Genomic DNA, 14,762 nt, shown 5'->3' on the forward strand with positions numbered 1-14,762 from the left:
CTGGGGGTGTTTTTTCGCCCCCTCCGCCCCTGCCCATTCCCGTCCCGTACCTGGGGGCTGCCGCCCCCAGACCCCCGCTATCGCGCTAACGCGCTCGTCCTCAAACGCCGGACGGGCTGAAAGATTTCCCCCGGGCCGGCGCTGGAAATCTTTAGCCCGTCCGGCGTTTGAGGACGAGGCCGTCAAGGCCGATGGGGGGCCAGGGGGCGGAGCCCCCAAGGGTCGGGAATGGGCGGGGGCGGAGGGGGCGAAAAACCCAATGGCCCGGCCCCACCGCGAAAGTGGGACCGGGCCATGGAACCGGGGTATCAGCTCTCCGCAGACTCCGCGGCGACCGCGGCCTTGCGGGTGCGACGACGCGCGGGCTTGGCCTCCGCCTCTTCGGTGGCAACCTGGGCGGGGATCTCGGCGTCGACGGCCTTGCGGGTCCGGCGACGTACGGGCTTGGCTTCGGCGGCTTCGGCGGTGTCGACGGCAGCGGCGGCCTTGGCCCGCGTACGCCGCGGCTTGACCTCCGCCTCGGCCGCAACCTCGGCCCCGTCGACGACAGCCACCGCGGCCTTGCGAGTCCGCCGCACCTTGGCCGGAGCCTCCGCGACGCCCTCAGAGGCGTCGACGACGGCCTCAGCAGCCTTGCGGGTGCGACGACGCGCGGGCTTGGCCTCCGCCTCTTCGGCGGCGACCTGGGCGGGGATCTCGGCGTCGACGGCCTTGCGGGTCCGGCGACGTACGGGCTTGGCTTCGGCGGCTTCGGCGGTGTCGACGGCAGCGGCGGCCTTGGCCCGCGTACGCCGCGGCTTGACCTCCGCCTCGGCCGCAACCTCGGCCCCGTCGACGACAGCCACCGCGGCCTTGCGAGTCCGCCGCACCTTGGCCGGAGCCTCAGCGACATCCGCAGCGTCCGCGGCGACGACCTCGACGGTGTCGACGACGGCTTCCGCGGCCTTGCGGGTGCGGCGACGCGGTTTGGCCGGGGCCTCAGCGGCCTCCGCGGCGTCCGTGGCGACGGCCTCGACGGTGTCGACGACGGCCTCCGCGGCCTTGCGGGTACGGCGACGCGGCTTGGCCGGAGCCTCAGCGACGGTGTCGACCGTGGCGACCTCGGCCGTCTCAGCAGACTCCGTGCTCGGCACCGTCTCGACCGGCTCCGCCGTCTTGCGGGTCCGGCGACGACGCGGCGTGGCCGGCTCGTCGACGACGCTCTCAGCAGCCTCGCTCGCGGAGTCCGCAGAGTCCGCAGAGGTCACCGACGGCTCGACGACCGCCGCGCCCGCGACTGCCTCCGACGCCGATCCAGCGCGCGTACGGCGACGACGCCGCGGCGTGCGGGGCTCGACGGCTCCGTTGGTCTCGAGGGCCTCGGTGGAGGCGGCGGACTCGCTCGTCGTCTGCGGAGTCGATGACGCGGAAGTCTCCTCCATCGGCGCACCGTTGCGCGTACGACGGCGACGACGCGGCGTACGCGCCGGGCGCTCGCGCTCGGCGGACGGCGCCGAGGAGCGATCACCACGGTCCCCGCGGCCACCACGACCGCGCGGGCCACGCCCACCGGTCTCGCCGAGGTCCTCGACCTCCTCGGCCGCGAGCCCGGCACGGGTGCGCTCGGAACGCGGCAGGACACCCTTGGTGCCGGCCGGGATGCCCAGCTCCTCGAAGAGGTGCGGGGACGTGGAGTACGTCTCCGGCGGGTCGCTGAAACCGAGGTCCAGCGCCTTGTTGATGAGCTGCCAGCGCGGGATGTCGTCCCAGTCGACGAGCGTGATCGCCGTACCGGACGCGCCCGCGCGGCCCGTACGGCCGATGCGGTGCAGGTACGTCTTCTCGTCCTCGGGGGACTGGTAGTTGATGACGTGCGTGACGCCCTCGACGTCGATGCCGCGCGCGGCGACGTCGGTGCAGACGAGGACGTCGACCTTGCCGTTGCGGAAGGCGCGCAGCGCCTGCTCGCGGGCGCCCTGGCCGAGGTCGCCGTGGACCGCGCCGGACGCGAAACCGCGCTGCTGCAGCTGGTCGGCGAGGTCCGCCGCCGTCCGCTTGGTGCGGCAGAAGACCATCGCGAGACCGCGGCCGTCGGCCTGCAGTATGCGCGCGACCATCTCGGGCTTGTCCATGTTGTGCGCGCGGTAGACGAACTGCGCGGTGTTGCGGACCGTGGCGCCCTCGTCGTCCGGCGCGGTGGCGCGGATGTGCGTGGGCTGCGACATGTAACGGCGCGCGAGGCCGATGACCGCGCCCGGCATGGTCGCCGAGAACAGCATCGTCTGACGGCGCGCCGGCAGCATGTTCATGATCTTCTCGACGTCGGGCAGGAAGCCGAGGTCGAGCATCTCGTCGGCCTCGTCGAGGACGAGCGCCTTGATGTGCTTGAGGTTGAGCTTCTTCTGGCCCGCGAGGTCCAGCAGTCGGCCCGGGGTGCCGACGATGACGTCGACGCCCTTCTTGAGGGCCTCGACCTGCGGCTCGTACGCCCGGCCGCCGTAGATGGCGAGAACGCGTACGTTGCGGACCTTGCCCGCGGTCAGCAGGTCGTTGGTGACCTGGGTGCACAGCTCGCGCGTCGGGACGACGACGAGGGCCTGGGGGGCGTCGGTGAGCTGCTCGGGCTGGGCCCGGCCCGCCTCGACGTCCGCGGGAACGGTGACGCGCTCGAGGAGCGGGAGGCCGAAGCCCAGCGTCTTGCCGGTGCCGGTCTTGGCCTGGCCGATGACGTCGGTGCCGGACAGGGCAACGGGGAGCGTCATCTCCTGGATGGGGAAGGGGTTGATGATGCCGACAGCCTCAAGGGCCTCGGCCGTCTCGGGAAGAATCCCGAGCTCTCGGAAAGTCGTAGTCAGGGTGCTGCCTCTTCTGTGTACGCGGTGCGAGGCGAGCGCGGGGGTCGTGTCGGGACCGTGCCGGGGACGTCGGCCGCCTGTCGGGCGGGCCGAGTGGCATGGGACCACTGCCGACGCTCGAGCTCTCGTACCGCTGAGGGTCCCTCCGGATGTCGTACGCAGAGTGCCGTACGGACGAGAGGGCTGTCGGGTCGGAGCCGATCGGGCCACCGACCGGGCATCCTCATCAATACGCCCGTCGAATACTCGGCGGGTGCATTACCACCATACCCCGGAATCACGCACATGCGATGGCCGATTCGGTCACGTAGTGGTCGTCACACTGATTGACCAGGGACTTCCGTGATGCGGTGAGCGGGCTATTGTGCGCTTCATGACGACGCCTGACAACGCCGCTGACACCCCCGCCGAGGCCGCCGACGACACCGCTCCCGCGGCCACCGGAGTCGCCGCCCAGGACTGGGACACGGCCTCCGCCGACCCCCAGTACCGCGCCGCGGTCGTGGACCTGCTCGGAGCACTCGCGTACGGCGAGCTCGCGGCGTTCGAGCGGCTCGCGGAGGACGCCAAGCTGGCGCCCACGCTCAGCGACAAGGCGGAGCTGGCGAAGATGGCGTCGGCCGAGTTCCATCACTTCGAGCAGCTCAGGGACCGGCTCGCGGCGATCGGCGCGGAGCCGACGCAGGCGATGGAGCCGTTCGTCGCCGCGCTCGACGGCTTCCACAAGCAGACGGCCCCCTCCGACTGGCTGGAGGGCCTCGTCAAGGCGTACGTCGGCGACTCGATCGCCAGTGACTTCTACCGCGAGGTCGCCGCGCGGCTCGACTCGGACACGCGCGGGCTCGTCCTCGCCGTCCTCGACGACACCGGGCACGCCAGCTTCGCCATCGAGAAGGTGCGCGCCGCGATCGACGCGGACCCGCGCGTGGGCGGTCGCCTCGCGCTGTGGGCGCGCCGTCTGATGGGCGAGGCCCTGTCCCAGTCGCAGCGCGTGGTCGCCGACCGCGACGCTCTGTCGACCATGCTCGTGGGCGGCGTCGCGGACGGTTTCGACCTCGCGGAGGTCGGCCGGATGTTCTCGCGCATCACCGAGGCGCACACGAAGCGGATGGCCGCGCTGGGGCTGGCGGCCTAAACACGCCGCTTACGGGACCTGCCGGGCTTCCGCAGCTTGCGGGGCTTGCGGGACGGGTTACGCCGTCGCCGAGCTGCGCCGAAATCGCTCCGCCGGGCGGAGCAGCAGGGACAGCAGGGCCGCGGAGACCACCGCCGCGCCGAGGAGGATCACCAGGAAGTGGCCGGCGCCCAGCGCGGTGTGCGTCAGGAAGGCACCGAACAGGGCTCCGGCCACGCCGGTCGACAGGACCAGGCTGCGGGCCGGCAACCGGTGGGGCAGGCGGTACGCCGCCGCCCACGCCAGCGCGAGACCGAGCATGGCGGAGCCGAGCGCTTCCAAGAACATGGTGGGGGTCCCTCCCGCACGGCCGGTGCAAATCGGTCGTAGCCGGTCTTACCCGTGACGTGCGGAATGCAATCCTCCCCTGTGTGCCCTCTGTGCTCCATTCGGCCCTGCCCCTGTGGCCCGTCCGGGTGCCGTTCGCACGGACAGAGCGCACCGGCCGGACGACAGTGACGGACAGAGCTCACCGGCCGGACAACAGCGACGAATACGAGGAGGGGCCCGGCGGCAATGCCACCGGGCCCCTCCTGCACGCCTGAACTACAGGGCGCTGAATCCCACCTTGCGCTGCGTGGGCTCACCGAGCTCCACGTACGCCAAGCGGTCGGCCGGAACCAGGACCTTGCGGCCGTGGTCGTCCACGAGGCTCAGCAGCTGCGACTTGCCGGACAGCGCTTCGGACACCGCGCGCTCGACCTCTTCCGGGGTCTGACCGCTCTCCAGAACGATCTCGCGGGGCGCGTGCTGCACGCCGATCTTGACCTCCACGGCTATGTCCCTCCGACGGTCAGTGATGTGCGCGTGTCTCCGCGCCGTACGCTGCACACATTAGCCCGGTGAGGGGACGTACACGCTCCGCCCGAGAACGCCAGGAGCGAACAGCGGGTGGGAACAAAGTGGCGTCAGTGGTGATCGGTGCCGTGCAGTGGGAAGCCCGCGATGCCCCGCCAGGCCAGCGAGGTCAGCAGCTGGACCGCCTGGTCGCGCGGGACGCTGCGGTCGCTGTGCAGCCAGGAGCGGGCCACCACCTGGGCGAGGCCGCCGAGGCCGGAGGCGAGGAGCATCGACTCGGCGCGCGAGAGACCGGTGTCCTCGGCGATGACCTCGCAGATCGCCTCCGCGCACTCGTGCGTCACCTTGTCGACGCGCTCGCGCACCGCCGGCTCGTTGGTCAGGTCCGACTCGAAGACCAGTCGGAAGGCACCGCCGTCGTCCTCGACGTACGCGAAGTAGGCGTCCATCGTCGCGCGGACGCGCAGCTTGTTGTCCGTGGTGGACGCGAGCGCGGTCCGTACGGCCTGCAGCAGGGACTCGCAGTGCTGGTCCAGCAGGGCGAGGTACAGGTCGAGCTTGCCCGGGAAGTGCTGGTAGAGGACCGGCTTGCTGACGCCCGCGCGCTCGGCGATGTCGTCCATGGCGGCCGAGTGGTATCCCTGCGCAACGAATACTTCCTGGGCGGCGCCGAGGAGCTGGTTGCGTCGGGCACGGCGCGGCAGGCGAGTGCCCCGCGGGCGTGCCGCCTCTGTCTGCTCGATGGCTGTCACGCCGCCTCCCAAAATTGTCCACATGCGGTGTGCGCCGCGCGGCCATCGTACTTTTCGGTAACCGTGGTGTGCGCGGTGCGAGCGCAGAATTTCACGGACCGGACGCGGGCGATAGTGGCGCGAAGCGTGCACAACGGGGCGAGGCGGGCGCTTCGCCGCCCCGAACCGCTGACCGCGCTGCTCGGTGGCGTCCCATCACGAGTGGTCGCTCCCGTTCAGCACCGGTGGTGGGTGTGGATCACCGGTAGTCGTCCTCATTGAGTTCTACGACCCTGGCCTGCTCGGCGAGATCCGCCTCGTTGGCGTTGTCGGGGTCGCCTACCGCTCGCGGGTCGACGTCGTTCGACGGGGCCAGCTCGTGGGCCTGCTCGGCGGCGTCGGCTTCCGGGGCTTCCTCGGCGCGGACGTCCCGGAACTGGTCGTCGAAGGTCTCGGGGTCTGTCGGGTCGACTGTCATGGTTCCTCTTCCCGAGCGGGGCGAGTGCGCTCCTATTGTGCGTACGACTGCCCTCGTCTGAAGCCTAGGAGACACCCGATCGAGACGCTATGCGATCCGTTCGCAATCTGTGACTGCGAACACATGAGCCAGTGCGTGATCGTCTCGTAACATTGCCGCATGTCTTCGACCGAACTGCCGTCCGTGCTGGCCGCCACTGTCACGCCAAGGGTCGGTGCCGTCAGGGTCGCGGACGGGGAGCGGCTGCGATCGGTGGGGCTGCCGGGGATCACGCTGTCGGTGCGGTCGAGACCGCAGGCCCGGGCGGGACTGCCGCCCGCGTTGTACGTGCACGGCCTGGGCGGATCCTCGCAGAACTGGTCGTCACTGATGCCGCTGCTCGACGGGCTCGTGGACAGTGAGGCCCTCGACCTGCCCGGCTTCGGGGACTCGCCGCCGCCGGACGACGGGAACTACTCGGTCACGGGGCACGCGCGCGCGGTCATCCGTTATCTCGACGCCGCCGGACGCGGGCCCGTGCACCTCTTCGGCAACTCGCTCGGCGGAGCCGTCTCGACGCGCGTCGCGGCCGTACGCCCCGACCTGGTCCGCACGCTCACGCTGATCTCGCCCGCGCTGCCGGAGATCCGGGTGCAGCGCACCGCGTGGCCGACCGCGCTGCTCGCGGTGCCCGGGGTGACGGGGCTGTTCACCAAGCTCACCAAGGACTGGAGCACCGAGCAGCGCGTACGTGGGGTCATGGCGCTCTGTTACGGGGATCCCGGCAGGGCGTCGCCGGAGGCGTTCCATCACGCGGTCGAGGAGTTGGAGCGGCGGCTCGCCCTCCCCTACTTCTGGGACGCGATGACGCGGTCGTCGCGCGGGCTCGTGAACGCGTACACGCTGGGCGGCCAGCACGGGCTGTGGCGCCAGGCCGAGCGGGTGCTCGCACCGACGCTTCTCATCTACGGCGGCCGCGACCAACTCGTCGCCTACCGCATGGCCCAGCGCGCGGCCCGCGCCTTCCGTGACTCGCGGCTGCTGTCCCTGCCGGAGGCGGGGCACGTCGCGATGATGGAGTACCCGGAGACGGTGGCCGGCGCGTTCCGTGAACTCCTCGCCGAGACGGGCGAGTCGGCCTCCGTGGCCGCCGCCGGCGCGGGGAGCTGAGGCGGGGCGTGGGACGTCACAGCCGTCGGGGCCGGCCCGGCAAGTCCGATACCTCGGAGATACCCGCGGTCCCGGCGCAGGAGGCGGTTCCCACACGGGGATCGGTCCCGGCGCCGGGCATGGGCACGGGTCCCGGGTCCGTACCGCGCGCGGCGGCTCCGCCTGCGGGCGCTCTGGGGCCGTACCCGCCGGCGGGTGTGACGCCGCCTCGGGGGGTGCCGCGTTTTCCCGACGGGACTCCGGCGCGCGGCGTGCCGCGCTTTCCCGATGGGACGCCGGCGCATGGCATCCCTCGTATGGCCGACGGCACTCCCGCGCGGGGGGTGCCGCGTTTTCCTGACGGGACTCCGGCGCACGGCGTGCCGCGCCTTCCCGATGGGACGCCGGCGCACGGCGTGCCCCGAGTGCGTGCCGGTCACCCCGAGCAGCGTGAACCGGGCGGTGGCTGGGGCGAGTTCAGGAGTGGTGGCACGCCACAGGGCGCGCCTCCCGGGCCCCGGATCTCCCGTCAGCGTCAGGAGCCCGCGCAGGGGCCCCGGCAGGCCTACGTCGACGCCTTCGACCTCGCGGCGGGCGCGGACGAGTACGACGACGTCTTCGCGCCCCGCGGCGCGGCAGCGCACCGCACCGACCCGGCAGCGCACCGCACCGACCCGTTCGGCTCCGTCACCGACTGGGACGCGGAGGTCGCGGCGGCCACGGAGGCCGACGTCGACGAGGAGCCGCTGCCGGAGGTCGAGGAGCCCGCGAAGGGCAAGGGCGGCAAGGGGCTGGCGTTCACCGGGATCGCGGCGGCCGCCGTCACCACCGTGCTGGCCGTCGTCGTGGCCGGACAGGTCGCCATCGGGCGGCAGGACGACGGCGTGCGCGCGCAGTCCGCCGGAGGCAGCGACCGGCAGACCCACGACTCCGCCTCGCGCGGGGACGACCGGCCGACCCAGTCGGGGGCAGCGCGCGCGGCGCCACTGACGTACGACCAGAAGATGGGCAAGAAGTACGCGCTCGGCGCGACGCTCGAGGGGTCGGGGAAGTTCGACGCGGTCCTCGGTTTCGACAAGGCGCCGGGCAAGGGCCGCAAGTACACCTATCGCGTCGACGTGGAGCAGGGGCTGGGGCTCGACGCGGAGCTCTTCGCGCAGGCCGTGCAGAAGACCCTGAATGACGACCGGAGTTGGGCCCACAACGGCGGCCGCACCTTCGAGCGGATCTCCTCCGGGAAGCCGGACTTCGTGATCACGCTGGCGAGCCCGGGCACCACCGCCAAGTGGTGCGCCAAGTCGGGGCTCGACACGACGGAGGACAACGTGTCGTGCGACTCGGCATCGACCGAGCGCGTCATGATCAACGCGTACCGCTGGGCCCAGGGCTCCAAGACCTACGGCGATCGAATGCACGCGTACCGGCAGATGCTGATCAACCACGAGGTCGGCCACCGGCTCGGATACGGGCACGTCACGTGCGACAAGGACGGCGAATTCGCCCCCGTGATGCAGCAGCAGACCAAGTTCCTCGACCACGACGGAATCCACTGCCGGGCCAACCCTTGGCCGTATCCCGGGAGTTGACAGGTGTCACCGACGTCACGTTGACATGCGCAGAAAGTTGATCCATATTTCTGGGCATGTCGCCCCGTCACACCTCCGCCTGCGCCGCCATCGAGCTGGCGCTCATCGGTGTGACCTCGCTCTGCGTGGCTGACATTCACTGTCGCTGACGCTCGCCTCCAGGCGCGTGTCGCGAGTTCCACTTTCTCCGTGACAGGGTCACGGCTTTTCGACGACCCGACGCCGAGGCAGACGTCTGTTCACTTCCGTCTCACTCCTCGTCAATCCGTCTCACCATTCGAGAGGTCGTCTTCCGATGCGTCGTCAACCGTCCGTCATAACGCGCCGCGTGGCCGCGGTGTCCGTCAGCCTGGTCGTGGCAGCGGGTGCCGCCGCCTGCGGGCCGAAGGACAACGATGCCAAGGACGCCGGCGGCGACTCCAAGCCGCAGAAGGGTGGCACGCTCACCGTCCTGAACGCCAGCCCGCAGGAGGACTTCGACCCGGCGCGGCTCTACACCTCCGGCGGCGGCAACGTCCCCTCCCTCGTCTTCCGCACGCTCACCACGCGCAACCGCGAGAGCGGCGCCGCCGGCGCCGAGGTCGTCCCCGACCTCGCCACGGACACCGGCCGCCCGAGCAAGAACGCGACCGTGTGGACGTACACCCTCAAGAAGGGCCTCAAGTACGAGGACGGCACGCCGATCACCTCCGCCGACATCAAGTACGGCATCGAGCGCTCCTTCGCCGCCGAACTCTCCGGCGGCGCCCCCTACTTGAGGGACTGGCTGATCGGCGGCGCCGACTACCAGGGCCCGTACAAGGACAAGAAGGGCCTCGACTCGATCGAGACGCCGGACGACCTGACCATCGTCTTCCACCTCGACAAGCCCGAGGGCGAGTTCCCCTACCTGGCCACGCAGACCCAGTTCGCGCCCGTCCCGAAGGCCAAGGACACCGGCACGAAGTACGAGGAGCACCCGGTCTCCTCGGGCCCGTACAAGGTCGTCAAGAACGAGAACGACGGCGAGCGGCTGACCCTGGAGCGCAACACGTACTGGTCCGCCGCCACGGATGCCGAGCGCAAGGCCTATCCGGACAAGATCGACGTGCGGTCGGGCCTGGACTCGTCCGTGATCAACCAGCGGCTGTCCGCGTCTCAGGGTGCGGACGCCACCGCCGTCACCACGGACACCAACCTCGGCCCGGCCGAGCTCGCCAAGGTCACCGGTGACAAGGAACTCGCCTCGCGCGTCGGCACCGGGCACTTTGGCTACACCAACTACATCGCCTTCAACCCGAAGGTGAAGCCCTTCGACAACCCGAAGGTGCGCCAGGCGATCTCGTACGCCATCGACCGTACGTCGGTGATCAACGCGGCCGGCGGCTCGTCGCTCGCCGAGGCCGCGACCACCTACCTGCCGAACCAGAAGTCCTTCGGCTACACGCCGTACGACCACTTCCCGGCGGGCAAGTCCGGGAACCCGGCCAAGGCCAAGGAGCTGCTGACGGAGGCCGGTTACAAGAACGGGCTCACCGTCACGCTCACCCACTCCAACGACAAGGACTTCGAGACCAGCCCGGAGATCGCGACCGCCATCCAGGACGCCCTCAAGAAGGCCGGGATCACCGTCAAGCTCCAGGGCCTGGAGATCAACGACTACAAGGACAAGATCCACAGCGTCAAGACCGAGCCGGGCTTCTTCCTCGCCCACTGGGGTGCGGACTGGCCCTCGGGCGGTCCCTTCCTGGCCCCGATCTTCGACGGCCGGCAGATCGTCCAGGACGGTGCCAACTTCAACACCGGCTTCCTCAATGACAAGTCCGTCAATGAGGAGATTGACGCGATCAACAAGTTGACGGATCTTGACGAGGCCGCCAAGCGCTGGGGTGCACTGGACAAGAAGATCGGCGAGCAGGCCCTGACCGTGCCGCTGTTCCACCCCGTCTACAAGCGGCTGTACGGCAGCGCCGTCAAGAACATCGTGATCAGCGACTGGACCGGCGTGCTGGACATCTCCCAGGTCGCGGTGAAGTAGCGCCGTGAGCGAGGCCCTTGTCGCCTCTCGGGCCCCCGGGACGGACACGTCCGTTCCGGGGGCCTCGGGGGCTCGTCAGTTCTGGCGGCGGCTGCGTGCGCAGCGCGCCGCCCTGGTCGCGGCGGGCGTCGTCGCGCTGCTCGTCCTGGTCGCGCTCGCCGCACCGCTCCTCACGGCGCTCGAGGGCCAGGACCCGACCACGTACCACCCGTCGCTGATCGACTCGGCGCGCGGCGGCGTGCCAGTCGGATCGCTCGGCGGCATCAGCGGCGACCACTGGCTCGGTGTCGAACCACAGACCGGCCGCGATCTGTTCGCCCGGCTCGTGTACGGCGCCCGGGTGTCGCTCGGTGTCGCGCTCGCGGCGACCTTGGTCCAGGTCTTCATCGCAGTCGTGGTGGGCGTCGCGGCCGCGCTCGGGAACCGATGGGTTGATCAACTGTTGAGTCGCGCCACCGAGATCATCGTCGCCATGCCGTTGATGATCATGTCGTTGGCGCTGCTGGCCATCGTGCCCAGCAGTTTCCCGCGCCCCGTGCTGGTCGCGCTCGTCATCGGCCTGATCGCCTGGGGCACCCTCGCGAAGATCGTGCGCGCGCAGACGCTCACGCTCAAGGAGCTGGACTATGTCTCCGCCGCCCGGCTCAGCGGCTGGCGCACCTGGCGGATCGCCCGCCGCGAGCTGCTGCCCGGCCTGGCGGCGCCCGTCATCACGTACTCCGCCCTCCTCGTGCCGCAGAACATCAGCGTCGAGGCCGCCCTGTCGTTCCTCGGGGTCGGAGTGAAGCCGCCGACGCCGTCCTGGGGACAGATGCTCACCGCCGCCGACGTCTGGTACCAGGCCGCGCCCCAGTACCTGCTGCTGCCCGCCGGCGCGCTGTTCGTCACCGTCCTCGCCCTGACCGTCCTCGGCGACGGCGTGCGCACGGCACTCGACCCGCGCGCGGCTTCGCGCCTGCGGGTCGGCACGGGGCGCCGGCGTGAGGAGAAGGCGGACGCGGGCGCGGGTGCGGGCGTCGGTGCGGGCTCGGGCGCGAAGAAGACGGACGCGGGTGCGAGTCCGGTGAAACCGGACGTGGGTGCGGGTTCGGTGAAGTCGGACGTGGACGCGAGCGCCACGAAGGAGGTCGACGCATGAGCGGCTTCACCGGCTTCGTGCTGCGCCGCGCCATCGGCACCGTAGTCACCCTGTTCGCCATCTCGGTGATCATCTACGTCGTCTTCTACGCGACCCCCGGCAACGTCGCCCAAATCACCTGCGGCCCGCGCTGCTCGCCGGTCCAGGTGCACCAGGTCGCCCAGCAACTGCACCTCGACGACCCGCTGTACGTGCGCTACTGGCACTTCCTGGAGGGCCTCTTCGTCGGCCAGGACTACTCGACCGGCACCTCGGTCCAGCACTGCTCGGCGCCCTGCCTCGGACTGTCGTACCAGACCGACCAGCAGGTCACCCGGCTGATCCTGACGAAGCTGCCGGTCAGCCTGTCGTTGGTGTTCGGCGCGATGGTGGTGTGGCTGGTCCTCGGCGTCGGCACCGGCGTGCTCTCCGCGTGGCGACGTGGCCGGCTCACCGAGCGGGTGCTGACCGGAATCACGCTCGCGGGCACGGCGACGCCCGTCTTCGTCATCGGCCTGATCCTGATGATCGTCGTCTGCGGACAGCTGCAACTGCTGCCCTTCCCGCAGTACGTCGCCTTCTCCGACGACCCCGAGCAGTGGGCGTGGAACCTGTTGCTGCCCTGGCTCTCGCTCGCCCTCGTCGAAGCCGCCGCGTTCGCCCGGCTGACCAGGGCGTCGATGCTGGAGACGCTGGCCGAGGACCACATACGGACCTTCCGGGCGTACGGCGTCGGCGAGCGGTCGGTCATCGGGCGGCACGCCGTGCGGGGAGCGCTGGCGTCGATCATCGCGCTGAACGCCAACACCTTCGGGTCGGCGGTCGGCGGCGCGGTGCTCACCGAAACACTCTTCGGACTGCCCGGCATCGGACAGGAGCTGGTGCACGCGGTGAACGTCGTCGACCTGCCGGTGGTCGTCGGCATGGTCCTGGTCATCGGCTTCTTCGTGGTCATCGCCAACGCCGTCGCGGACGTGCTGTACGCGGTGGCCGACCGACGGGTGGTGCTGTCGTGAGTCCTGTGGAAACCGGCGAGGGTCTTGTGGAAGTCCGCGACCTCTCGGTCGAGTTCGGCGACCTGCGCGCCGTCGACGGGCTCTCCTTCCGGCTGGAGAAGGGCGCCGCGCTCGGCCTGGTCGGCGAGTCCGGCTCCGGCAAGTCCACCGTGGCCTCGGCCCTGTTGGCGCTGCACCGGGGAACGGGAGCGCGCGTCGGCGGTGCCGTGAAGGTGGCCGGAATCGACGTACAGGAAGCGTCCGACGACGAACTGCGGCGGCTGCGGGGCGGGAAGGCCGCCATGGTCTTCCAGGACCCGCTGTCGTCCCTCGACCCGTACTACGCGGTCGGCGACCAGATCGCCGAGGTGTACCGGGTGCACGTGAAGGCGTCGCGGCGAGCGGCACGCGCGCGTGCCGTCGAGGTGCTCGACCGCGTCGGCATACCGGACGCGGTCCGTCGGGCCCGCTCGCGCCCGCACGAGTTCAGCGGCGGCATGCGCCAACGCGCCCTCATCGCCATGGCTCTGGCCTGCGAACCCGACCTGCTGATCGCCGACGAGCCGACCACCGCCCTCGATGTGACCGTCCAGGCCCAGATCCTCGACCTCCTGCACACCCTGCGCGAGGAGACCGGAATGGGTCTGCTGCTGGTCACGCACGACGTCGGGGTCGCCGCCGAGAGCGTGGACGAGATCCTCGTCATGCGCCACGGCCGCGCGGTCGAGCACGGGCCCGTCGGGACGGTCCTCGGGGCGCCCCGGGAGACGTACACGCGGGAGCTGTTGGGCGCGGTGCCGCGCGTGGACGCGCCGCGTGTCTCCGGCGGCGGCCTGTCGGACGAGGCTGTGTCGGACGAGGTCGTCCTCGAAGCGGTGGAGCTGCGGCGTGAATTCGGCCGTGGGAAGCGGCAGTTCGCGGCCGTCGACGATGTGTCGCTGGCCATTCACCGGGGTGAGACCCTCGGCATCGTCGGGGAGAGCGGCAGCGGGAAGACGACGCTCGGCCGGATGCTCGTGGGGCTGCTGGAGCCCACGACCGGCGCGGTCCGCTATGAGGGGCGCGAACAGTCCGGCGTGAGCCCCTCGGTGCAGATGGTCTTCCAGGACCCGGTCTCCTCGCTCAACCCCCGGCGCACTGTGGGCGAGTCCATCGCCGATCCGCTGCGGGCGCGCGGGGAGCGGGACGAGGGGCGTATTCGGGGGCGGGTACGGGAACTGCTGGAACGCGTGGGGCTCGAAGCGGCCCACTATGGCCGCTATCCGCACGAGTTCAGCGGCGGACAGCGCCAGCGCGTCGGCATCGCGCGGGCGCTCGCCGCCGAACCGCGGGTCATCGTCTGCGACGAGCCGGTCTCCGCGCTCGACGTCACCACCCAGGCCCAAGTGGTCGCCCTGCTCGGCGAGTTGCAGCGGGAACTCGGGCTCGCGCTGGTGTTCGTGGCACACGATCTCGCGGTCGTACGCCAGGTCAGCGACCGGGTGGCCGTGATGCGGCGCGGACGGATCGTCGAGTACGGCCCCGCCGACGAGGTGTACGAGTCCCCGCGAGACCCGTACACCAAGCAGCTGCTGGCCGCCGTACCGGCGCTCGACCCGGAGATCGCGGCCCGGCGCCGTACCGCCCGCGGGGAGCTGACCGCGGCGTGAGCGGGACGGACGGTGTGCGCGGGAGGGTCGAGGGGTGAACCTAACGAAACGTAACTGATTGATCCCTTAGCGCGACGAAACGCGACCTGCGCGGGAAAGTTACGACCGTTCACCCCTTTTGGTGGCGCGACGGACGGTTGTCCGTCGCGCCACAGCGTTGTACCCATACGTTACTCCCCCAGCGAGCCCCCGGGTCAACGGCGGCTACCCATACGGGGGATAGGGGGTGCACTAGTTCGCAAAGGACTTCATACG

13 protein-coding genes are annotated in these 14,762 nt (G+C 70.7%); 8 read left to right on the plus strand and 5 right to left on the minus strand.

Going from position 1 to position 14,762, the window contains the following annotated elements:
* Positions 1–308: 308 nt before the first annotated feature.
* Positions 309–2,741, minus strand: a complete 2,433-nt coding sequence (locus tag ACFY0T_RS31915) for a DEAD/DEAH box helicase (protein WP_388878178.1) — start codon at positions 2,739–2,741, stop codon at positions 309–311.
* Between the two features lie 466 nt (positions 2,742–3,207).
* On the opposite strand from ACFY0T_RS31915, the gene ACFY0T_RS31920 reads away from it, so the two are divergent.
* On the plus strand, positions 3,208–3,969 hold the full coding sequence (locus ACFY0T_RS31920) for a ferritin-like fold-containing protein (RefSeq protein ID WP_369249030.1): 762 nt from the start codon (positions 3,208–3,210) through the stop codon (positions 3,967–3,969).
* Positions 3,970–4,026: 57 nt separating this feature from the next.
* Here ACFY0T_RS31920 and ACFY0T_RS31925 read toward each other — a convergent pair whose 3' ends face one another.
* The 4 genes from ACFY0T_RS31925 to ACFY0T_RS31940 form a co-directional block, all read right to left on the minus strand.
* Positions 4,027–4,296, minus strand: a complete 270-nt coding sequence (locus ACFY0T_RS31925; protein WP_388878181.1) for a hypothetical protein — start codon at positions 4,294–4,296, stop codon at positions 4,027–4,029.
* Positions 4,297–4,554: 258 nt separating this feature from the next.
* Positions 4,555–4,782 carry a DUF3107 domain-containing protein gene (locus ACFY0T_RS31930; protein ID WP_095852722.1) on the minus strand — a complete coding sequence of 76 codons (228 nt, stop codon included), beginning with the start codon at positions 4,780–4,782 and terminating at the stop codon, positions 4,555–4,557.
* Between the two features lie 134 nt (positions 4,783–4,916).
* The gene (locus tag ACFY0T_RS31935) at positions 4,917–5,558 is read right to left on the minus strand and encodes a TetR/AcrR family transcriptional regulator (RefSeq protein WP_095936492.1); all 642 of its coding nucleotides are present in this window, start codon (positions 5,556–5,558) and stop codon (positions 4,917–4,919) included.
* A gap of 238 nt (positions 5,559–5,796) precedes the next feature.
* Complete coding sequence (locus ACFY0T_RS31940) at positions 5,797–6,015, minus strand: hypothetical protein (RefSeq protein WP_388878185.1); 219 nt, start codon at positions 6,013–6,015, stop codon at positions 5,797–5,799.
* A gap of 159 nt (positions 6,016–6,174) precedes the next feature.
* Between ACFY0T_RS31940 and ACFY0T_RS31945 the strand changes: the two genes are divergently transcribed.
* From ACFY0T_RS31945 to ACFY0T_RS31975, 7 genes are all read left to right on the plus strand, one after another.
* Positions 6,175–7,164: an alpha/beta fold hydrolase gene (locus tag ACFY0T_RS31945; protein WP_388878188.1), complete on the plus strand. Its 990-nt coding sequence runs from the start codon at positions 6,175–6,177 to the stop codon at positions 7,162–7,164.
* 8 nt (positions 7,165–7,172) lie between these two features.
* Positions 7,173–8,729 (plus strand): DUF3152 domain-containing protein, encoded by a 1,557-nt coding sequence (locus tag ACFY0T_RS31950; RefSeq protein WP_388878191.1) that lies wholly within the window; start codon positions 7,173–7,175, stop codon positions 8,727–8,729.
* Positions 8,730–8,785: 56 nt separating this feature from the next.
* Positions 8,786–8,878 (plus strand): Ms4533A family Cys-rich leader peptide, encoded by a 93-nt coding sequence (locus tag ACFY0T_RS31955; protein ID WP_388878194.1) that lies wholly within the window; start codon positions 8,786–8,788, stop codon positions 8,876–8,878.
* Between the two features lie 146 nt (positions 8,879–9,024).
* Positions 9,025–10,746 (plus strand): ABC transporter substrate-binding protein, encoded by a 1,722-nt coding sequence (locus ACFY0T_RS31960; RefSeq protein ID WP_388878197.1) that lies wholly within the window; start codon positions 9,025–9,027, stop codon positions 10,744–10,746.
* A 4-nt stretch (positions 10,747–10,750) separates the two neighbouring features.
* Entirely contained in the window at positions 10,751–11,884 is a 1,134-nt protein-coding gene (locus ACFY0T_RS31965) for an ABC transporter permease (RefSeq protein WP_388878199.1), read from the plus strand.
* Positions 11,881–12,879, plus strand: a complete 999-nt coding sequence (locus ACFY0T_RS31970) for an ABC transporter permease (RefSeq protein ID WP_388878202.1) — start codon at positions 11,881–11,883, stop codon at positions 12,877–12,879. Before ACFY0T_RS31965 ends, ACFY0T_RS31970 begins: the two co-directional genes overlap by 4 nt.
* Positions 12,876–14,507 carry a dipeptide ABC transporter ATP-binding protein gene (locus ACFY0T_RS31975; protein ID WP_388878205.1) on the plus strand — a complete coding sequence of 544 codons (1,632 nt, stop codon included), beginning with the start codon at positions 12,876–12,878 and terminating at the stop codon, positions 14,505–14,507. Before ACFY0T_RS31970 ends, ACFY0T_RS31975 begins: the two co-directional genes overlap by 4 nt.
* Positions 14,508–14,762 lie beyond the last annotated feature (255 nt).

This window comes from Streptomyces sp. NPDC001530, assembly GCF_042894545.1.
Taxonomy (GTDB): Bacteria; Actinomycetota; Actinomycetes; order Streptomycetales; family Streptomycetaceae; genus Streptomyces.

Coding starts and splice junctions, on each gene's coding strand:
- ACFY0T_RS31915 (WP_388878178.1), bottom strand. CDS start 2,741: ATGACGCTCCCCGTTGCCCTGTCCGGCACCGACGTCATCGGCCAGGCC.
- ACFY0T_RS31920 (WP_369249030.1), top strand. CDS start 3,208: ATGACGACGCCTGACAACGCCGCTGACACCCCCGCCGAGGCCGCCGAC.
- ACFY0T_RS31925 (WP_388878181.1), bottom strand. CDS start 4,296: ATGTTCTTGGAAGCGCTCGGCTCCGCCATGCTCGGTCTCGCGCTGGCG.
- ACFY0T_RS31940 (WP_388878185.1), bottom strand. CDS start 6,015: ATGACAGTCGACCCGACAGACCCCGAGACCTTCGACGACCAGTTCCGG.
- ACFY0T_RS31945 (WP_388878188.1), top strand. CDS start 6,175: ATGTCTTCGACCGAACTGCCGTCCGTGCTGGCCGCCACTGTCACGCCA.
- ACFY0T_RS31955 (WP_388878194.1), top strand. CDS start 8,786: ATGTCGCCCCGTCACACCTCCGCCTGCGCCGCCATCGAGCTGGCGCTC.
- ACFY0T_RS31960 (WP_388878197.1), top strand. CDS start 9,025: ATGCGTCGTCAACCGTCCGTCATAACGCGCCGCGTGGCCGCGGTGTCC.
- ACFY0T_RS31970 (WP_388878202.1), top strand. CDS start 11,881: ATGAGCGGCTTCACCGGCTTCGTGCTGCGCCGCGCCATCGGCACCGTA.